17 protein-coding genes, 1 other RNA gene and 1 pseudogene are annotated in these 19,940 nt (G+C 67.5%); 11 read left to right on the forward strand and 8 right to left on the reverse strand.

Annotated features, from left to right (window positions below):
• Positions 1–88 precede the first annotated feature (88 nt).
• Together dapA and G554_RS0112240 are read left to right on the forward strand one after the other, a co-directional pair.
• Positions 89–970 carry a 4-hydroxy-tetrahydrodipicolinate synthase gene (gene dapA / locus G554_RS0112235; RefSeq protein WP_027588128.1) on the forward strand — a complete coding sequence of 294 codons (882 nt, stop codon included), beginning with the start codon at positions 89–91 and terminating at the stop codon, positions 968–970.
• Between the two features lie 76 nt (positions 971–1,046).
• Positions 1,047–1,478 carry a Sec-independent protein translocase subunit TatB gene (locus G554_RS0112240; RefSeq protein WP_027588129.1) on the forward strand — a complete coding sequence of 144 codons (432 nt, stop codon included), beginning with the start codon at positions 1,047–1,049 and terminating at the stop codon, positions 1,476–1,478.
• 143 nt (positions 1,479–1,621) lie between these two features.
• Here G554_RS0112240 and G554_RS0112245 read toward each other — a convergent pair whose 3' ends face one another.
• The 3 genes from G554_RS0112245 to G554_RS0112255 all read right to left on the reverse strand — a co-directional run bounded on the left by G554_RS0112245 (position 1,622) and on the right by G554_RS0112255 (position 4,798).
• Positions 1,622–2,782 (reverse strand): Mrp/NBP35 family ATP-binding protein, encoded by a 1,161-nt coding sequence (locus G554_RS0112245; RefSeq protein WP_027588130.1) that lies wholly within the window; start codon positions 2,780–2,782, stop codon positions 1,622–1,624.
• Positions 2,783–2,919: 137 nt separating this feature from the next.
• Positions 2,920–3,432: a DUF1003 domain-containing protein gene (locus G554_RS16180; protein WP_154654295.1), complete on the reverse strand. Its 513-nt coding sequence runs from the start codon at positions 3,430–3,432 to the stop codon at positions 2,920–2,922.
• Positions 3,433–3,526: 94 nt separating this feature from the next.
• Positions 3,527–4,798, reverse strand: coding sequence for a magnesium transporter MgtE N-terminal domain-containing protein (locus G554_RS0112255; protein WP_084648527.1), 1,272 nt, complete (start codon positions 4,796–4,798; stop codon positions 3,527–3,529).
• A gap of 223 nt (positions 4,799–5,021) precedes the next feature.
• Between G554_RS0112255 and G554_RS17420 the strand changes: the two genes are divergently transcribed.
• Positions 5,022–5,903: a COX15/CtaA family protein gene (locus tag G554_RS17420; RefSeq protein ID WP_084648528.1), complete on the forward strand. Its 882-nt coding sequence runs from the start codon at positions 5,022–5,024 to the stop codon at positions 5,901–5,903.
• Positions 5,904–5,913: 10 nt separating this feature from the next.
• Here the strand turns inward: G554_RS17420 and G554_RS16190 are convergent, their stop codons facing one another.
• Together G554_RS16190 and G554_RS0112270 are read right to left on the reverse strand one after the other, a co-directional pair.
• Positions 5,914–7,287, reverse strand: coding sequence for an APC family permease (locus tag G554_RS16190; protein WP_245570054.1), 1,374 nt, complete (start codon positions 7,285–7,287; stop codon positions 5,914–5,916).
• Between the two features lie 122 nt (positions 7,288–7,409).
• On the reverse strand, positions 7,410–8,933 hold the full coding sequence (locus G554_RS0112270; protein WP_027588133.1) for an aminopeptidase P family protein: 1,524 nt from the start codon (positions 8,931–8,933) through the stop codon (positions 7,410–7,412).
• Between the two features lie 227 nt (positions 8,934–9,160).
• On the opposite strand from G554_RS0112270, the gene gabT reads away from it, so the two are divergent.
• The gene (gabT, locus tag G554_RS0112275) at positions 9,161–10,492 is read left to right on the forward strand and encodes a 4-aminobutyrate--2-oxoglutarate transaminase (RefSeq protein ID WP_027588134.1); all 1,332 of its coding nucleotides are present in this window, start codon (positions 9,161–9,163) and stop codon (positions 10,490–10,492) included.
• Positions 10,493–10,525: 33 nt separating this feature from the next.
• On the opposite strand, the gene G554_RS0112280 is transcribed toward gabT, so the two are convergent.
• Positions 10,526–11,398, reverse strand: a complete 873-nt coding sequence (locus G554_RS0112280) for a carbon-nitrogen hydrolase family protein (RefSeq protein WP_027588135.1) — start codon at positions 11,396–11,398, stop codon at positions 10,526–10,528.
• Positions 11,395–12,777 (reverse strand): APC family permease, encoded by a 1,383-nt coding sequence (locus G554_RS16195; protein WP_154654277.1) that lies wholly within the window; start codon positions 12,775–12,777, stop codon positions 11,395–11,397. The genes G554_RS0112280 and G554_RS16195 overlap by 4 nt, the downstream gene beginning before the upstream one ends.
• 393 nt (positions 12,778–13,170) lie before the next feature.
• Here G554_RS16195 and G554_RS0112290 point away from each other — a divergent pair, with 393 nt between their 5' ends.
• The 3 genes from G554_RS0112290 (at position 13,171) to G554_RS0112295 (ending at position 15,765) form a co-directional block, all read left to right on the forward strand.
• On the forward strand, positions 13,171–13,911 hold the full coding sequence (locus G554_RS0112290) for a zinc ribbon domain-containing protein (RefSeq protein WP_027588136.1): 741 nt from the start codon (positions 13,171–13,173) through the stop codon (positions 13,909–13,911).
• A gap of 64 nt (positions 13,912–13,975) precedes the next feature.
• An RNA gene (gene rnpB, locus G554_RS16910) (RNase P RNA component class A) lies at positions 13,976–14,357 on the forward strand.
• Positions 14,358–14,538: 181 nt separating this feature from the next.
• Positions 14,539–15,765, forward strand: coding sequence for a hypothetical protein (locus G554_RS0112295; RefSeq protein ID WP_027588137.1), 1,227 nt, complete (start codon positions 14,539–14,541; stop codon positions 15,763–15,765).
• A 33-nt stretch (positions 15,766–15,798) separates the two neighbouring features.
• On the opposite strand, the gene G554_RS16200 is transcribed toward G554_RS0112295, so the two are convergent.
• The gene (locus G554_RS16200; protein ID WP_084648530.1) at positions 15,799–16,983 is read right to left on the reverse strand and encodes a magnesium and cobalt transport protein CorA; all 1,185 of its coding nucleotides are present in this window, start codon (positions 16,981–16,983) and stop codon (positions 15,799–15,801) included.
• Positions 16,984–17,112: 129 nt separating this feature from the next.
• Here G554_RS16200 and G554_RS16865 point away from each other — a divergent pair, with 129 nt between their 5' ends.
• From G554_RS16865 to G554_RS18455, 4 genes and pseudogenes are all read left to right on the forward strand, one after another.
• Positions 17,113–17,739: a hypothetical protein gene (locus G554_RS16865; RefSeq protein ID WP_154654278.1), complete on the forward strand. Its 627-nt coding sequence runs from the start codon at positions 17,113–17,115 to the stop codon at positions 17,737–17,739.
• Between the two features lie 200 nt (positions 17,740–17,939).
• Entirely contained in the window at positions 17,940–18,935 is a 996-nt protein-coding gene (locus G554_RS0112310; protein ID WP_245570056.1) for an ABC transporter permease, read from the forward strand.
• Positions 18,932–19,276: pseudogene (locus G554_RS18450) on the forward strand (ABC transporter permease); the annotation flags it as partial. The gene G554_RS0112310 and the pseudogene G554_RS18450, both read left to right, overlap by 4 nt.
• A 33-nt stretch (positions 19,277–19,309) precedes the next feature.
• The gene (locus G554_RS18455) at positions 19,310–19,918 is read left to right on the forward strand and encodes an ABC transporter permease (protein ID WP_245570067.1); all 609 of its coding nucleotides are present in this window, start codon (positions 19,310–19,312) and stop codon (positions 19,916–19,918) included.
• Positions 19,919–19,940 lie beyond the last annotated feature (22 nt).

The raw sequence follows: 19,940 nt of genomic DNA on the forward strand, positions 1-19,940 counted from the left end.
AGTTCGATCGGACCTCGGTCCGATCAGACCCAGGGCAGTCAATCGGCGGACCGATCCAGACGATCCGCCGGCACCGAGGAGGCAGGTCATGTCCGATCCCGTCTTTGGCCGTCTTCTGACGGCCATGGTCACACCGATGACAGCAGACGGGGAGGTGGATCTCGACCGGGCCGGCCAGCTGGCGGCGCGTCTGGTGGATGACCAGGGCAATGACTCGCTGTTGGTCAACGGCACCACCGGAGAATCACCGACCACCTCCGACCAGGAGAAGTCGGCGCTGGTGCGTACCGTCAAGCACGCAGTCGGGGATCGTGCGCAGGTGGTCGCAGGGGTCGGCACCAATGACACCCGGCACACCGTGGAGCTGGCCCGTCAGGCCGAGCAGGCCGGCGCCGACGGGTTGCTGGTCGTGACCCCGTACTACTCCAAGCCCTCACAGGCCGGGTTGATCGGCCACTTCACCACGGTCGCCGACGCCACCGGGCTTCCGGTGATGCTCTACGACATCCCGGGTCGCACCGGGACCGCCATCTCCCCCGAGACCTTCATGACGCTGTCGGAACATCCCAGGATCGTCGCTGTCAAGGACGCCAAGGGCAAGGTGGTCGAGTCCGCCCAGGTGATCGCGGCCACAGATCTGGCCTATTACTCAGGCGATGACGCCATCACCCCGGCACTGCTGGCCGTCGGCGGCGTCGGGGTGATCGGGACCTCCACTCATTTCACCGGACGGCGAATGCGCCAGCTCCTCGACCACTATCTGGCCGGGGAGCTCGAGGAGGGGATGGCCGTCTACCGACAGATCCTGCCGGTGCTGACCGGGGTCTTCGCAGCCCAGGGGGTCGTGATGGTCAAGGCCGGGCTCGCCCACCAGGGCTTCCCGGTCGGATCGGTCCGCCCGCCACAGGCCCCGGCGACCCCTGAACAGGCGGAGGCCTTCGGTCGGCTGCTGGACACCGTCGAGCTCTGACATCCGGCGGGCCCCCGAGTATCCACGATGGGCCGGGATGAGGGGGAGTCTGGGCGGACGGGCTAATCTGTGGGGTATGTCCATGCCCAGTCCGACAGAGATCGCTGTTCTGATCCTCATCGGTGTCGTCATGTTCGGACCGGACAAGATCCCCCAGATAGCGCGCAAGGCCGCCCGCGTCCTGCACTTCCTCAAGGACATCGCCAACACCACTCGCGACCAGTTGCGGGAGGACCTGGGCCCCAAGTACGCCGACCTGCAGATCACCGATCTCAACCCGCGGACGTTCGTGTCGAAGTACGTCATCAACGAGTTCCAGGATGACATCGACGGCATCAAATCCGACATCGAGGGGGTCCGCAATGATCTGGACGCCGGGCTCAATGATCTGAAGTCGGCCACCGGCGGACAGTCGGACGGATCCGCCTCGGCCCCCGACCAGGCAGCTGAGCCTGCGACGGCGGCCTTCGGGTCGATCCCGGTGCCCTTCGACTCCGAGGCCACCTGAGACCGGGTCTGCTGCGGGGCGCCCATCCGGTTCGCTTCGGCACAGCCTGATCCGACCCCGTCACCCACGATGGTGGCGGGGTCGGATCGTGATCCCCATGGCGTGCGGGCCGACAGGCCCTCAGACCCACTGGAGCAGCAGGATCAGTTGGCGACCGGTGTCACTCCCAGATGCATTCCGGCCAGCCCGCGAGGACGCGAGTCGAGTCCCTCGGCCAGTCCCACCAGGGCCTGCGCGGCAACCGACTCCGGATGGGAGACGACGATCGGGTCGCCGTCGTCGCCGCCGATCCGCAGTTGCTCGTCGATCGGCACCTGGGCCAGCAGAGGCACCTCGGTGCCCAGCCGCTTCGACAGCTCGTTGGCGACCATCCGACCGCCGCCCTCACCGAACAGGTTCACCCGGTGGGAGGTGCCGCAGTGCGGGCACTCGGTCTCCAGCCAGGACATGTTCTCGACCACGCCGATCACCTGCTGCTGCATGATGCCGGCCATCGTGCCGGCCCGCTCGGCCACCTCGGAGGCAGCCGGCTGGGGTGTGGTGACGACCAGGATGTCGGCATTGGGGAGCTTCTGCCCCAGGCTCATCGCGATGTCACCGGTGCCCGGCGGCAGGTCGATCAGCAGGTAGTCCAGATCTCCCCAGTGGACGTCGGCCAACAGCTGGGTGAGAGCCCGGTCCAGGATGGGCCCGCGCCAGGCGATGACGTCGGAGCGGTTCGGTTTGAGCATGCCCACGCTGATGGTCTTGATGCCCAGGGTCGGCACCGGCAGCAGCAGATCGTCGATCGGGGTGGGCCGGGCGTCGCCGACGCCGAGCATGTCGGGGACCGAGTGACCGTAGATGTCGGCGTCCAGCAGTCCCACGGTGCGTCCGCGGGCCGCCAGTGCCAGGGCCAGGTTCACGGTGACCGAGGACTTGCCGACCCCGCCCTTGCCGGAGGCCACCGCGATGACCTTGGTCATGCAGCCTGGCTCGGCGAACGGGATGACCCGCTCGGGGACGCCGTTGCGCAGGGTGACCTTGAGGGCGTCGCGCTGCTCGTCGGTCATGGTTCCCAGCTCGACGTGGACGCCGGAGACGCCTTCGACGCTCTGGGCGGCGTTGGTGACGTTCTCACGCAGCTCGGTCTTCAGGGGGCAGCCCGCCACGGTGAGGAGGATCCTGATGAAGACCCGGTTCGACTCGTCCACGGTGATCTCATCGACCATCTTGAGGTCGGTGATGGGGCGCCTGATCTCCGGGTCAACCACGCCGGCCAAGGCCTCGCGGATGAGCGGAATCAGGGGATTCTCGGTACTCATATCTTCTGTTTACATGGCGGTCAAAGTGCTGGGCAAGTCACTGCCACAGGTGTGCAACCGCGCGACCCTGGCAGTGAGCAGGACAACAGTGCCGACTCGGTTGCCAGGTCCGTGCCGCACACCTGCTCGCAGCGCGGTCAGGACTGTCCGGCACCCTCCGCGGTGATCTCCTCGCCGGCCTGTGCCGATTCCTCCTGGCCGTCGAGATCGGACAGCGCGGCCTTCAGCTCCTCGCGCAACTGGTCACGCAACTCATCGCGCATCTCCGAGCGGATGTAGTCGCGGGTGGCGAGTTCGCCCATCTGCATCCGGATGGCAGCCACCTCACGGGCCAGGAAGTCCATGTCCGAGCGGCTCTGGGCGGCCACCCTGCGGTCCTCGGCCAGTGACATCCGGTCGCGGTCCTCCTGCCGGTTCTGGGCCAGCAGGATCAGCGGGGCAGAGTAGGAGGCCTGGGTGGAGAAGAACAGGTTGAGCAGGATGAACGGGTAGGGGTCCCAGCGCAGTGTGAAGATCGCCATCAGGTTCCAGATCACCCACACCACGACGATGACCGTCATGTAGACGAGGAATTTCGCGGTGCCCATGAACCGGGCCACTCCCTCGGCGAACCTGCCGAAGGTCTCCGAGTCCACCTGGACCCGGGGCATCCGGCGTCCGGTGCGTCGCCCGGGAAGGTCCAGACGCAGATCGTCGCGGGAGTGCCCGCGGTCTCGATCCCGGGTCTCCCTGTCGCGCTCGTGATCAGCCACGGTTCACCGCCCCCGGTGCGCCATCCATCTGGTCACCGCGCCAGTCGGCCGGCAGTAGATGATCCAGCAGGTCATCGACGGTCACCGCCCCGACCAGCTGGTTCTCGGAGTTGATCACCGGGGCCACCACCAGGTTGTAGGTGGCGAAGTAGCGGCTGATCGCCCCGACCAAAGTGTCGGTGGCGATCGGCTCCAGGTCGGTGTCCAGCAGTGCCGAGACCATCGTCGAGGGGGGTTCGCGCAGCAGCCGCTGGAGGTGCACGACACCCAGATACCGGCCCGAAGGGGTGTCCAGAGGAGGCCGACAGACGAACACCATCGAGGCCAGCGCCGGGGTGATGTCCTCCCCGCGGATCTTGGCGAGGGCGTCGGCGACCGTGGCGTCGGGAGCCAGGATGACCGGCTCGGGGGTCATCATGGCGCCGGCAGTGAAGTCGTCGTAGACCAGCAGGCTGCGGACATCCTCGGCGTCCTCGGGGCGCATCCGGGCCAGTAGTCGTTCCGCCAACGGCTCGGGCAGGTCCTGGACCAGGTCGGCGGCGTCGTCGGGATCCATCTCCTCGAGGATGTCGGCGGCCCGTTCGGGATCCAGGATCGAGATGAGGGAGACCTGCTCGTCCTCGGGCAGCTCCTCGATGGCGTCGGCCAGCAGGTCGTCGTCGAGGGCCTTGGCGATCTCCGCGCGCCGGGTCGGGGTCATGTCGTGGAGCTCCCGGGCGACATCGGCCGGCTTCATGTCCTGCATCTCGGCGATCGCCCGCTCGGTGGACTGGCTGCTGGTCATCACCAGGGCCGGTACCTCATTCCAGTCGACGATGGTCGTCGACAGGGCCTTCTTGCGCAGTGAGGTGAACCGATTGCCCCGGGCGGGCACGACAGCCACCTCGGAGATCTCCCAGTCATGGCTGCGCACCGGTCTCATCGCGACGTCGAAGATGCTGACCTGGGACCCCTCGCGGCTGAAGGTGCGGTCGAAGAGGTCGTCGACGACCAGGGTCTCGGCCTGGCGCCGGGAGAACACCCTGGTGTCGACGGTGCCGGAGATCATCACCTGGAGGCCGTCGATGGCGTGAACCCTGGGCATCGGCACGAAGATCTTGCGTCTGGCGAACAGTTCGACGACCAGACCGTGGACCCGGGGGGCGCGACCCTCGGTGCGCATCTGGATGACGACGTCACGGACCTTGCCGACCTGATCGCCTGCGGCGTCGAGGACGGGAAGGCCCCGCAACCGGGAGATGAAGACTGACGACGACCTGCTCACCCGCTCAACCTACTCGCCCGGGCCGGTTGACTGGGCGGGACGGTTCTCCGTGGACGTTGCCGATCGATCCCGTGGACGCCACCGGTCGAGGTCGGATCCGGCGTTGAGCAGACCCCGGCGATCTCACGCCTCGGCGCGGATGCAAGGATGCCAGGGACCTGACCGTCGGCGAGGAAGAGACATGGCACCAGCGCAGACATCGGCTTTCCATGATGATTCGAGGATGGCGGCTCCGCCGTCCGGGGCCGGGCAGGGTGCACCGGTGCCGCCCGGGGTCCAGGTGTTGTTCGCCATCACCGCGGTGCTCATCACAGTCACCCTGGCCCTGGGGTCGACGGTGTGCGCCACCGATGCCAGTGCATCGTGTCCGAACTGGCCGGGTTGCTACCTGGGGCGGCTGACCCCCAGCGCCCACACCCAGCCGGTGGTCGAGTTCGTGCACCGGGTGATCTCCAGCGCCGTCGGGCTGTTCGCGCTGGCCTCGGTGATCGTCGGGGTGATCTTCGCCGCCAGGGATCGCAAGCTTGTCGTGCTGCCGGTGGTCGCGCTGGCCGGAGCGCTGGCCTCCGGGGTGTTCGGGATGATGACCATCAAGTGGGGGATCAACAGTTTCGAGGCGGCCGTCGACCTGCTGGCGGCGCTGATCTCGATGGGCGCGATGTGGTGGGCCTTCTTCGTGGCCCGGCGTCCCGGCGTGGCCTGGCAGTGGCGCCCGGTGGTGCGGTTGGGGTCGGCAGCGACCGCCATGGCGGTGGTGGGCCACTTCCTCGCGGTGCTGGTGGCCGGCAGCGGGTCGCTGACACGGTGCATGGGCTGGGCCCTGCTGGTGCGGGGTAACGGTGACGGACCGCTGGCGGCCTGGATCGCACAGCAGGCCGTGATGGTGATCGGGGAGCTGCTGACGATCGCCGTGGTGATCGCCCGGCTGCGGCGTCGACGCAACGGCTGGGACCTGATCCTGGCCGGCCTCATCGTGGTCGTGCTGGCCGTCGGAGTGGTGATCGCGGCGGCCGGTGCCACTGACTGGCTGGGGGTCGTTCACGCCGTGGGTACCGTGCTGATCCTCAACCTCGTGATGACCGGCACCATCCGCGACGCCGGTTGAGCGGGCCCGCTCAGGCCTGGCGGCGGGACCTGACGATCACCATCGTGACGCCGATCGCCAGCCAGGCTGCCCCCACGACCAGCGCCAGGTGCGCTGCCTGGCTGAGCACGATGGCGATGATCAGCCCGCCGATCAGCGGGATGGCGATGTGGCGCCCACGGTGCTCGGTGCGGTGCCCGACCACGAAGTAGCCGATCACCGCGGCATGCAGGAACAGGAAGCCCACCATCGCCCCCACGGTGATCATCGAGGAGAGCAGTTCCAGCCCGTCGGGGCGGATGGCGGCCGCCACCGCGATGATCACGGTCAGCACCGCCGACACGATGACTGCGTTGCGGGGAGTGCCGGTGCGTGCGCTGACCTGCGCCAGCGCCCTGGGCAGGGTGCGGCCGCGGGCCATGCCGAACATCAGGCGGCTCACCGCGGCCTGGGCCACCATCGCCGAGAAGACCGGTCCGATCGTCTTGACCGCTGTCACCGCGGTGCCCATCCAGGTGCCGATCTGGGAGTCGAGCATCTGGTAGAAGGCGGTGCCCTGCTGCTCGGGATGTGCGGCGAGCACGTCCGGGCTGGTGGGGGAGAGCAGGGCGGCCAGGTAGGTCTGGATGACGAACAGCGCGCAGGCCAGGCTGAGGCAGACCATCAGGGCCCGACCGACCTGGCGGCTGGATCCGGTGATCTCCTCGGCGAAGCCGGCAATGGCGTCGAAGCCCAGGAAGGACAGCACACCGATGGAGGCTGCGCCGAGCACCCCGGCGAGCTGGAACCCGTTCGATCCGGTCAACGGCGACAACCATCCGCGCTGTGGCCCGTGCTCGGCCAGCACCACCACGGCGGCGACCACGAAGACCGCCAGCAGGATGATCTCGGCCGCCAGCATGATGAAGCTCACGGTGGCTGTGGTCTTGACCCCGGCGAGGTTGAGAAGGGTCATCACGACGATCCCTGCGGCTGTGAAGACCCACACCGGGACCCCTCCGATCAGCCGGTTGGCGGCGATCCCCAGGATCAGTGAGATCAGCGCCGGCATGAACAGGTAGTCCAGGGCGAGCATCCATCCGGCGATGAAACCCGGTCGGCGTCCCAACCCGGCGGTGGCATAGGCGAAGACCGATCCGGCCCGGGGGATCGACTGGGACATCCGTGCGTAGGACCATGCGGTGAACGCCACCGCCACCGTCGCGAGCAGGTAGACCAGCGCCACCGCGCCATGGCTCCGGGCGTCCAGTACCCCGAAGGTACCCATCGTGGAGGTGGGCCCGATGAACAACAGCCCGTAGACCACCAGATTGCCCAGCGTCAGGCCGCGGTGCAGCTGACCGGTGCCCGGCCCGTGATCGGCCCGGCTGGTGCGGACATGCTGGCTGGCGATGGGACTGGGCACCGGTTTCCTCGGAGAATCAGACATCTGTGCTGCGCAGGCTGGCGAGCGAGTCTCGGGGCCCGGCGGACGTGTGGAGCAATCGTAGGCTCCGCGACGGCCGACGCAGCGGGCGCCTCCCCCAATTACCTGGCGGCTCTGCCCCAGATCTCGGCCATCCAGTCCTCGACCTCATCGATCTGACGGGGGCAGTCCTTCGACAGCCACTCGCAGGGCCCGTCGGTGATGTGGATGTCGTCCTCGATCCGTATCCCGATGCCGCGGAACTCCTCGGGCACGAGAAGGTCAGTGGACTTGAAGTAGATGCCGGGCTCATCGGAGACGGTCATCCCCGCGCGCAGCGGCCCCGAGTAGTCCTGGCGGGCCGCCTCGGAGCAGTCGTGGACGTCAAGGCCCAGGTGGTGGCTGGTGCCGTGCACCATCCAGCGGCGGAACTGGCCGCCCTCCGGGGACAGCGCATCCTCGACCGGCACCGGCAGGATGCCCCACTCGTTCAGGTACTCGCAGATCACCCGGATCGCCGCCTGGTGGATCTCGCGGTGGTCGTGGCCGACGGTTGCGACCGCGGCGGCGGCGTCCTGGGCATCCAGCACAGCCTGGTAGACCCGACGCTGGGCGGGGCTGAACCTGCCCGAGACCGGAAGGGTGCGGGTGATGTCAGCGGTGTACAGCGAGTCGACCTCGATACCGGCGTCGATGAGCACCAACTCGCCAGGGCGGACCTCGCCGTCGTTGCGCATCCAGTGCAGTGTGTTGGCGTGGTCGCCTGCCGCGCAGATCGAGCCGTAGCCGACATTGTTCCCCAGGTGGCGGGCGTGCAGCCCGAAGGTTCCCTCCAGCCAGCGCTCCCCGCGGCCCTTCGCCACGGCGTCCGGCAGTTCGGCGATCATCGCCTCGAAGCCGGTCCTGGACTTGCGGCAGGCGTCGCGCAGCTGCTCCAGCTCCCACTCGTCCTTGCAGAACCGGGCATCCGAACTCGCCGCGTAGAGCTCCTGGTCGGCCTGCTCGGTGCCGACCGAGCGCAGCGAATCGACGGTCTCGGTGACGCCGGGATCGGCATCACGGATGACCCGGACCTGCGGCCCGGCCTCCGAGATGGCCTCCTGGAGGCGCGATATGTCGCGGCACACCAGTCCGGTCATCGCCGTCATCTCCTCGAGCGACTCGCGCTTGCCGACCCACATCTCGCCATAACTCGGGTCGGCGTAGAACTCCCGATCGGTGCGGGGAGCTCGCGGCTTGAAGTAGAGGACGTCGCGCAGCTGGGCGGAGTCGTCGATGACCAGCACGGCATTGGGCTCCCGGTCGGTGCCCAGCCCCGAGTAGTAGGCGAAGGCGCTGTTGGGCCGGAAGGGATAGTCGCAGTCGTTGTTGCGGGGCACCAGGGTGCCGGCCGGGATCACCAGTCGCTCGCCGGGGAACCGGGCCGCCAGGGCGGCACGATGAGCGGTGGCCGAGGGCACCGAGTCCAGCTGCTGCGGGAGGGTGGAGTCGTAGGGGGCCCAGCCGGTCGGGATGAACTCCACGAAGGCCCGGGAGAACGGCGTCTGGCGCTTGGGGAGCTTCTGCTCCTCGGCCGCCGTCAGCTCGGCCTGAGATTCGCGGCTGGTGGTTCCTGGCGTGCTCGTCGTCGACTGGACCTCTGTCATGTGTGCCCGCCTCAGGGTAGGAATGTTGGGGACAACCGGTTGGCCACCCCCTCCGATTCTAGGCGCGGTCCCGCAATGAACCACTCGCAGAATGTGAGAAGTATCACATTTCGAGGTGGTGTTTCATAGGCTGACGTCCTTCCGCAGGAGAGTGCGAGTCGTGCGATTATTCGAAGAGGAGTGTCGAGTCCGACACCCATCGTTCGATGGCAGAGGAAGTTCTTTTCATGGCCGATCCGATCTATCACCTCGCCCAGGAACGTCGGCTCGTCACCGCGCTCCCCGGCCCCCGGTCCAAGGAGCTCGCGGCCCGCCGCGATGCCGTGGTCGCCAGAGGTGTCGCGTCATCGTCCCCGTTCTACGTCGCGCAGGCCGATGGCGGCGTCCTCGTCGACGCCGACGGTAACTCGGTCATCGATCTGGGCGCGGGCATCGCCGTGACCAGCGTCGGGGCCGCGGCCCCGCACGTGGTGCACAACGTCCAGGAGGCTGTGGCCCGGTTCACCCACTCGAGCTTCGCCACCACTCCCTACGAGGGGTATGTGTCGGTCTGTGAACAGCTGGCCGAGCTCACTCCCGGCAGCTTCGCCAAGAAGACAGTCCTGGTGAACTCGGGTGCCGAGGCGGTCGAGAATGCCATCAAGATCGCTCGTCACGCGACCGGCCGGGCCGCTGTGGCGGTCGCTGAGAACGCCTTCCATGGACGTACGAACCTCACCATGGCGCTCACCACCAAGGCCATGCCGTACAAGGTCGGATTCGGGCCCTTCGCCCCCGAGATCTACCACTTCCCGAGCAGCAATCCGTTCCGCGAACCCGAGCCCATCACCGGGGAGCAGGCCGCCCGTCGCGCCATCGACTACCTGGAGACGACGGTCGGCGCCGATCATCTCGCATGTCTGCTGCACGAGCCGATCCAGGGCGAGGGAGGGTTCATCGTCCCGGCGGACGGTTACCTCCCCACTCTGCAGGCCTGGTGCCGTGAGCACGGAATCGTCTTCATCCTGGACGAGATCCAGTGCGGTTTCTGCCGCTCCGGCAAGTGGTTCGCCTCCGAGTACGAGGGCCTGGAGCCCGACCTCATCACCACTGCCAAAGCGCTCGGCGGAGGTCTTCCGCTGGCGGCCGTGACAGGCCGGGCTGAGATCATGGACACCGCTCAGGCCGGTGGCCTGGGCGGGACCTACGGCGGCAATCCGGTGTCATGTGCGGCCAGCCTCGGTGCCATCGAGACGATGAAGGAGTGGGATCTGCCCGCTCGCGCGCGCGCCATCGAGTCCGCGATTCGCCGCAAGATCGGCCCGCTGGTGGGATCGGGGCCGATCGGCGAACTGCGTGGACGCGGAGCCATGATGGCCGTCGAGTTCGTCAGGCCCGGCAGCAAGGAGCCCGACGCGGCCTTCGCCGGCCGGGTGGCCTCGCGGCTGCTTCACCAGGGCGTCATCGTGCTCACCTGCGGGATCTATGGGAACTGCGTGAGGTTCCTGCCCTCTCTCACGATTCCGGCCGACCTGCTCGACGAGGCCCTCGACCTGTTCGTGGCCGCCGCCTCCGACTGACCGGCAGCACGGCACCGGCCCGGCGTCCAGGAATCAGTTTCTGTTCCAGGACGCCGGGTCGATCGCTCCCCGGTAGGCAGGTAGTTCCACCGGGACGTCGCCGGGACGGAAGAAGTCCCACGGTCGGGTCACCCCGGCGGTGCCGACGCGTCGAGTCCGGTGCACCCGGTCCGAGGACAGCACGGCCTCGAAGCAGCCGGGGCGCTCGTCGTCGATCCCACTGACCCACTCGCCCTCGGGGCCGAACAGGGCCGAGACACCAACGCCGACCGGACCAGCGGCATTGACGGTGAGGAAGTTGACCTGCTGGGTGATCGAGTTGGCCCGAGCGATCACCATCTCCTGGGGGCGGTCCGGGGTCGTCGTCTTCACCGGATTGATGATCGTCTCGGCGCCCATCCAGGCCAGGTTCCGTGAGATCTCGGGGAACCAGGAGTCGAAGCAGATGCACAGACCGAAGCGGCCGACTCCCTCGATGTCGAAGACGCACAGCTGGCTTCCCGGCGTGTACGGCTCGGTGGGCCGCCAGGGGAAGATCTTGCGGTAGCTGGCGGTGAGGTCCCCGTCGGGCGAGAGGACCACAGCGGTGTTGAACAGTGCCCCCTCGGGGCCGCTCTCGCAGACGCTGCCCGGGATCAGCCAGACACCGAGGCGTCTGGAGATCGCGGCCAGAGCGGTGACAAGAGGCCCGTCCAGAGGTTGGGCCGCAGCGCGCAGCTGAGCTTCCCGAGCCTGATCCGGGACCCCGTCAGCGAACAGGTGGAGCTCGGGCCACACCAGCATCCCGGTTCCCGGATGCCGGTCCAGGAGATCGCGGCAGGCGTTCTCGAAAACGGCCAGAGGGGTCCCGAGCGGAACGGGGGTCCCCTGGACCCCGAGAGCCATCAGCTCGTGGCGCTGACTCACGCAGCGTCGCCCATCTCGGGCGGGGGACGGTGGAACCCACGAGTGAGCCAGGTGAGCACACCGATTCCGATCACGAGCCATGAGCCTCCCACCACCAGGGCAGGGGTGTCGAGCTGAGTGAGCAGGTAGAAGACCACGAGCACTCCGAGGCCGGGCAGCAGATAGCCCACCAGGCGTCCGGGTCCCTTGCCCTGGGCAGCATGTCTGCGAGACAGCGCGATGGCCGAGACGTTGACCATCCCGAAGGCGATGAAGGCTCCGAAGTTGATGAACGACGTGGAGGTGCTCACGTCGAGCAGGCAACCGATGAGACCGACCGCTGCGACCACGAGGATGGCATTGCGGGGAGTCCCGGTATGCCTGGACACCACGCCGAAGAACCGCTTCGGCAGGACGCCGTCGCGACCCATCGCGAACATCAGGCGGGAGGCGGAGGCCTGGGCGGCGATCCCGGAGGCGAACTGGCCGACGATGAGACCGGTCAGGAAGACCGCCGACAGCAGCGCTCCGCCGATGCTCTTGGCGATCTCGAAGGCCGCCGAGTCGATGTCGACGACCTGCACCAGGGGATGCACGAGTTCGGTGAAGTACGTCGACACGACGAAGATGCCGCCGCCTACCAGAGCCGTCAACATGATGGCCTTGGGGATGGTACGTCGGGCATCGACCGTCTCCTCGGTCAGAGTGGTGACGGCGTCGAACCCCAGGAATGAGTAGGCGGCCGTCGCAGCGCCCGCAGACAGAGCCAGAATGCTGAATGGCGCCCCGGTGAACGGTGTCAGGCTGATCAGGCTGCGCCCGTGGTGAAGGACTGCGTAGATCGCGAACACGGTGAACAGGGCGATGACCAGGATCTCGACTGCCAGCAGCAGCAGGTTGGCCTTGTCGGCGACCTTGATGCCGAGGATGTTCAGCGCGGTGGTGGAGACGATGAAGATGAGAATCCACGCCCAGCCGGGCACCGCCGGGAAGGCGGCGTTGAGATAGGAGGCGCCGATCAACCAGATGACCATCGGGATGAAGACATAGTCGAGCAGGGAACCCCAACCCACCAGGAAACCGACATGGTTGCTGACCATCCGTCGGACGTAGGTATAGGCCGACCCGGCCATCGGGATCTCCCGGGCCAGCCGGCCGTAGCTCGCTGCGGTGAGGAGCATGGCGACCAGGGCGATGAGATAGGAGCCGGCTGTTCCGCCGTGCGACTTGTCGGAGATGACGCCGAAGGTGCCGAGCACGATGATCGGCGCCAGGTAGGCCAGTCCGAAGGCCAACACCGAGTGGAGTTGGAGCTGCGGTCGAAGGTTGTGCGAGGCGCTCGCGGGATCCCCGGGTCCGGTGCTTCCGACGACCGGCGGGGTGGTGGGTGTCGCTGACACAGGGATGTCCTTCCCTCGGCTCCGTCCCGGAGGGCTCCGTGACGGTGGCGGGGTCGAATTCTGATGCCGGCCCGTTGGCAGGAGAGTAATTGTTCTGGTGCGTGACTGACGGCACTGTCCGTGGCTGTGATTTGGTTGTAACAATGCGGTGAGTGCGACCCCCGAGATTCCCGAGCGACGCCGTGACTACCGGGCAATACATCGTCGAGAGACTGCCCGGCGATATTTCCCGACACGAGTGCGCGGTGCCATTGCCGGTGCCGAACCAGCTGGCAGGCGACTCGGGTGGAACGCCATCACCATCGTGACAGCGGGCCGAGCGACTAGGCTGAGCCGGACAGGTTCAAGGGTGGCGACGCCGTCACCACCCGTTTCCGAGGAGGCCCGAGTCCTGTGAAAGCTGCACCGCAGGAGCAATGGCGACTGCTCGACGTCGCCGAGACCGATCGCCAACTGGCCCGGGCCGCGCACCGTCGAAAGACACTGCCCGAGCTCGCCGAGCTGGCGGAGCTGGCCGGAAAGCGCCGCGAGATGGCCGAGGAGGTCGTCAGGCTGGCCACCGAGGTGTCCGATGCCCAGGAGGAGGAGGCCCAGGTCGAGCACGACCTCGAGCCGGCCAGGGCCCGCCTGGAGCGCAACCAGAGGACGGTCGACGACGGGCTGCTGTCCGACCACAAGGCACTGGTGAGTCTCACCGAGGAGATCGAGCACCTCAAGCACCGGATCTCCGAGCTGGAGGACACCGAGCTGGAGGCGATGCAGCGCCTCGAGGATGCTCAGAAGGCCCATCAGGACGCCGACCACCTGCGGCTGGCCCTCGACGACCACATCCGTGGCGTCCTGAGGTCCCGGGATGACCAGTTCGCCCAGATCGACCATGAGCTCGCCCAGCTCGGCGAGCAGCGCCGGGCCCAGGCTGCCGGGGTCCCGGCCGATCTGCTCAAGCTCTACGAGACGCTGCGGACCAGGACTGGCCAGGGGGCCGGCCGGTTGCACCGCGGGGTGTGCGAGTCCTGCGGGATCACCATCAACGCCGCCGACCTGCGCCGCTTTGCATCGGCCCCCGAGGACGAGGTGCTTCGCTGCGAGGAGTGCGACCGGATCCTGGTGAGGACCGCCGACTCCGGGCTGTGAGTCGCGGCAGGGTTCCTGGGAGGGCGACGGAGGGGACCGGGTAGCGGTAGGCTGTCGGGTTGGACGAGCCACCTGGGTGATCGCGGCAGCTTCGAGCTGCCGAGGAAAGTCCGGGCTCCACAGGGCAGGGTGGTGGGTAACGCCCACCCGGGGTGACCCGCGGGACAGTGCCACAGAGAACAGACCGCCGGTCCTCGGACCGGTAAGGGTGAAACGGCGGTGTAAGAGACCACCGCGTCATCGGTGACGGTGACGGCACGGCAAACCCCACCCGGAGCAAGGCCAAGAAGACCGAGAGGTCGCGGATGCGTTCGAGGGCTGCCCGCCCGAGCGTCCGGGTAGGCTGCGCAGCCATTCGGCTGGAGGGCGTCGGCAACGGCGCTCACAGATGGATGATCACCGCTCCCTCGGGAGTACAGAACCCGGCTCATAGGGTGGCTCGTCCCCACAACCCCATCTGACCAGGCGTGATGGTGACTCGGCCCGCCCTCGTGTCCCTCCCTTGACGCTCTGGTGACACTGCGGCCGACTGCCGTGACTGTCAGGCCATAGCATCCGGCACAGACCGAGGGCGGGCGCTAATCTGGGCCCCCAGCAAGGCTGCGCAGCCCGGGGAAGGGGTTCCTGATGCTCTATGCCGTGTTTCTGGTGCTGTGCATCGCCGCCGGCATCTGGTTCGAGGGGGGCCTCATCAAGCGCGGCTCCCAGGTGAACTGGACTCAGGCGCCAGGTGTCATCAGACGCCGGCAGGGTCTGATCGTGCCGATCTCGGGGATGTCATGGGCGCCGATGCCCTCCGAGCTGGCTGAGACCCGCAGGTTCGTCCTGACCAGATCCAGCAACCCGTATTTCAGACACACGTCGGTGGTGGTGCTGGCCAAGGGACAACGGATCGGAGTCCTCCAGGATGCCGTGGCCCGCAAGATCGACGCCGAGCTCAGGAAGCGCAAGCTCTCGCAGTTGCTGGTGGAGGGCGAGCTCACCGGGCGCTTCGAGGGGCACGTGCTGGTGCCCTACGACTTCTCGGAGGCCACCCCAGAGCTGCCGGCCGGCCCGGCGCGGGCCTTCCCGGTGCCGGTCCCGGTCGAGGCCTGGGGGTCAGCGACCGAGAAGGTGGACGCCGTCCGATGCGACTTCTTCCTGTCTGAACTGATCGCCCTGTATCCCGATGGTCGACTGCCCCCGGGTACCTCGGGGCGGACCCTCAGTGGCCTTGAGGCCGAGATCTTCCCGACCGGGCAGGGCCGCATCGGCGTCTTCGCCGACGATCAGCAGATCGGCTGGCTGGCCACCGCCCAGGAGACCAGCCACCAGCCCGTGCTGGAGGAACTGGCCGCCGGCGGGCACTCTCTGAAGGTGAGGATCTCGGTGCGGGTGGGGATGGCTGACCCGCCCACTGCGCGGGTGCGCATCTGGCTGCCCGAGAAAGACCAGATCCTGCCTCCCGGAGAGCCCATCGAGACCCCGCATGTGGTGTTGCCTCCCGGCGCGACGATTCAGGTGACCGGCGAGGAGGAGCACCTCACCGATCTGGTTCAGAAGCTGGGTGAGGAGCACCAGGTCGTCACGATCGCCGAGCTCTACCTGTTCAGGCGCAGCTCGACCCGCAGCGAGCGGGAGGTGGTCGGCGTGCGCATCGACGAGAGCCCCGTCGGGGAGCTGACCGCCAGGAGCGGAGCCCACTTCGAGGCGGTGCTACGAGCCTGCCAGGAGCGGGGCATGAAGGCCCTGTGCCGGGCCACCATCACCGGTAACCAGCTCAAGGCCGATGTCACCCTCAATGTCGCCAGGAGCGGCTCCCTCACCTCCCAGTGGATCGACCGCCACATCCTTTCCGGGCCACCTCCGGGCTGATGGCCAGTGATTCCTGGACGGCGTCGAGGTGCCCTACATCCAGTTCTTGCGCTTGAAGACCAACCACAGGATGACCCCGGATGCCACCATCAGCAGGAGCGCGAGGGGATAGCCGAGCTTCCAGTGCAGCTCGGGCATGACGTCGAAATTCATCCCGTAGATGGCGCCGATCACTGTCGGCGCCAGTCCGATGGCGGCCCACCCGGAGATCTTCTTCATGTCCTCGTTCTGGCGCTGGGTGACCAGGATCGAGTTGACGTCGAGGATCTGGCTCATCCCCGATCGCAGATCCTCCACCCGGGTGTTGGCCCTCGAGAGGTGGTCGGAGACATCCTGCAGATAGGCCCGAAGGGCGTCCAGGGTGCGGTACTTGGCGAACCCGGCGCGCAGGTCCTCCAGGACCTCGGCCAGCGGGATGGATGACTGCTGGAGGTCGATGATCTCGCGACTGAGCCGGTAGATCCGCTCGGTGACCCGGGGGTCTCCTGCGAAGACCTGCCGCTCGATCTGATCACGGTCGACGCCGAGCTCGCGCAGCACCTGCAGATAGCCGTCCACCACCAGGTCCAGGAAGGAGTAGAGCACGGCGTCCGCTCCCAGTTTCAGCAGGTCGCTGTTCTGGGCCAGGCGCGCCGCGTTGTCGACGGCCGGGCTGTCGCCGTCCTGGCGAATGATCGCCACCACGTTCTGGTGGGCCAACAGGTGGTACTCGGTGACCTGGACGTCCTCGATCTCATCGACGTAGGCAGCCATCCGCGCCACGATGAAGACGACGTCGTCGTAACGCTCCATCTTGGGTCGCTGGCCGGCCAGCAGCAGGTCCTCCACGAGCACCGGGTGCAGACTCCAGGCCGACTCCAGATGCCGGATCTGCTCGGGGAAGGGGGAGCCGTAGCTGAGGATCACCCCCCGTGACGGGTCCTCGGCGGCGTAGCTGAGGGCGCCGTTGACCGCCTGCCTGGACACCTCCGGGCCCACGGTCTCGGTACCGCACATCTGCCCGTCCTGCAGTCTCATCACGGTCAGCGATGAGGGGCGGCGCTGCGGTGCGGCGGTGGGGGTGTCATGCCGACCGATGAGGTCGATGAGACGGTGGGTGCGGTCGCGGGACTGGGTTCGGCCGCTGGCCGCGGCGCTGCGGGAGCCGAGCTCGCGAGTCGACGGTGTGCCCTGTGCCGGGTTCTCCCGTGCCGGGTCCCACTGTGCTGGATTCCTCATCGACCACCCCTCCTCACCTGACCTGGGCCCACCGGTCGCGCCATGATCCGGCATCCCACTCTACGTCCTGGCCGCGCCTCAGGGGCGGCCTGAGTCCCTGTGCGACCTTCGTCACATAGCATCGGGCAGGTGATGGGTTCCCTGGTCGCCGTCGCCTTCTGGGTCCTGGCCGTGGCGGTGATGCTGGTGGCAACGGCTGCGGCCGGCGACACGACGCCATGGCGACGTCCCAGAGCCTCCACCGCGGCCCTGTGGCTGATCGTCCTGGTCCCATCCCTGGTCCAGTTGCTCGTCCCGGCGATGCTGTCGGGGTTGCGGCGCGACTGGCCACTCATCCTCAATGGGCAGCTCTGGCGACTGGTCACCTCCGTCGTGGTCCAGGACGGCGGGGTGGCCGGGCTGCTGTTCAACGCCTTCTGCCTGACGCTGGTCCTGCTGGGGGCCCAGCTGTACTGGTCGGGGATCCGGATCTGGACCACCTTCTGGGCAGGTGCGATCGTCTCGAACCTGGTCGTGGGGCCAGATCTGCAACCGACCGGGGCCGGCAGCTCGATGGCGGCCTTCGTGCTCGGCTCGGCGATCGCGGCCAATGCGCTGTGTGCCAGGCAGCGGCTCCGCGCGGCCGGATGGGCCTCGGTGGTGGTCTGCTGCGTCGCTGTGATGGTGGTGGGGCGCGACTACCACGCGGTGGCCTGCGCAGTGGGCCTGCTCGCGGGCCTGCTCCCGCCGTACGGCCCGCGACCGGCCCGGCGGTAGCTTCCGAGGGATCCGGCACAGCCTCGATGCGTCTTGTGGTTTGAGCCGGCATCTCAGCTGCTGGTAGTGTCGCGGCCAACACCTGGCGCAACCGGCGGGTGATACCAGGAGGAAGACGATGTTCGTGCGGATGTGTTGTTGCTGTCGCTGATTCAGCGACCCGCCACCATATCGCCCTGCTCTTCCTCTGAGGTCTCCCTGTGACCATTCCCCGGTCCGATGCACTGTCCACCCCGTCGATGGGCGCGGGTTCCGCTGAGGAGAACTCCGGCCCCGGTCCCGATCCGGTCCCCGACAGCCGTCCGGTCGCCTCCCACCACGTGTGGGCCCGGCTTCGTCGTGATCGTTGGGCCGTTGCCGGCGGAGTGGTGGTCATCCTCACCACGGTGGTGGCGGTGTTCGCCAGACTGATCACCCGACTCAGCGGACGTGACCCTTACAGCTACAACCTGGACGCCCTCGACGGATCCGGACTGCCGCTCGGTCGATTCGGAGGGATCAGCGCCGCACACCCGTTCGGGGTCGAGCCGCAGACCGGTCGCGATCTCCTGGCGATAGTCGTGGAGGGCACCCGGACCTCATTCTTCATCGGCCTGGGAGCCACCATTCTGTCGATGATCATCGCCATCATCATCGGGGTCACGGCGGGTTACTTCGGCGGCTGGTGGGATGCCGTGGCCTCCAGGGCCACCGATGTCATCCTGGGATTCCCACAGCTGGTGTTCATGATCGCGATCTCCGCCATCGTTCCCGCCAGCGCGCCGAGGATCCCGATGATGATCCTCATCATCGGGATCCTCGGCTGGCCGTCCACCGCCCGTGTCCTGCGCAGCCGCGCCATGTCGCTGAGAGGACGCGTCTTCGTGCAGGCCTCCCGAGCGATGGGTGCCGGCGAGATCCATGTACTGGTCACCCAGCTGCTGCCCAACCTGGTCGCCACCATCATCGTCTTCACCACCATCTCCATCCCGGGAAAGATCGGCGCCGAGGCCGCGCTGTCGTTCCTCGGAGTGGGAGTGATACCCCCGACCCCGTCGTGGGGCCGGACCATCGGGTCAGCAGTGTCCTGGGTGAGCACCGATCCCTGGTATCTGCTCTTCCCGGGGGCCGCACTGTTCCTCGTCACCCTCGCCTTCAATCTGTTCGGTGACGGATTGCGCGACGCCATCGACCCCAGGACCGGTGAGACCCGATGAACCGCGTCCGATTCCTGACTTCCCGGTTGCTCCAGACTCTGCTGGTTCTGGTGCTCATCACCTTCATCACCTTCGCGATCTTCCAGCTGTTTCCCTCCGATCCGGCGCAGCTGGCCTGCGGCAAGCCCTGCACTCCCGAGAGTCTGGCCCGAGCTCGGGCCTACATGGGCTTCGACAAGAGCTGGTACCTGTAGTTCTGGGACTACCTGTCCGGGATCTTCACGGGCACCACCTATGGTTCCGGAGCCGACATCGTCAGGTGCTCCGCACCGTGCCTGGGCTACTCCTTCCGGCTGTCCACGCCGGTCACCGAACTGATCGCGGCCAGGTTCCCGATCACCCTGTCCATCGCGATCGGTGCCGCCGTGCTGTGGATGGTGATCGGGGTGGCGGCCGGAATCGTCTCCGCCCTGCGTCGCGGCACCACCCTGGACCGGGCGATCATGACCGGGACCGTGCTCGGCGTCTCCGCGCCGTCCTACCTGGTCGGGCTGCTGGGGATCCTACTGTTCGGGTTCACCGCCGACATCGTCCCGGTCTCGGGCTATGTGCCGTTCTCCCAGAGTCCCGTGGACTGGGCCTGGCACCTGGCCCTTCCATGGACCGTACTGGCCCTCATCTCGGCGGCGGTGTACGCACGGATGGTGCGCGGCGAGATGCTGGAGAATCTCGGCGAGGACTATGTCCGAACCGCCCGGGCAGCGGGTCTGCCGGAACGCCGGGTGATCGGTAACCACGTGCTGCGCAACATCTCGGTCCCTGTCCTCACCTACTTCGCACTGGATTTCGGTGGCCTGCTCGGCGGTGCGGTCATCACCGAGAAGGTGTTCTCGATCCAGGGCCTGGGCGCCCTCTTCCTGGACGCTGTCGGTGCCACCGACATTCAACTGGTGATGGGCATCACCCTGGTCGCTGCGGCCGCCGTCATCCTGATGAATCTGGTCGCCGATGTGCTCGCAGCGGCCATCGATCCACGGGTCTGACACCCTCTTGTTCCCCTCATCC

Origin of the sequence: Acidipropionibacterium thoenii DSM 20276 (genome assembly GCF_000423445.1) — a bacterium.
Taxonomy (GTDB): domain Bacteria; phylum Actinomycetota; class Actinomycetes; order Propionibacteriales; family Propionibacteriaceae; genus Acidipropionibacterium; species Acidipropionibacterium thoenii.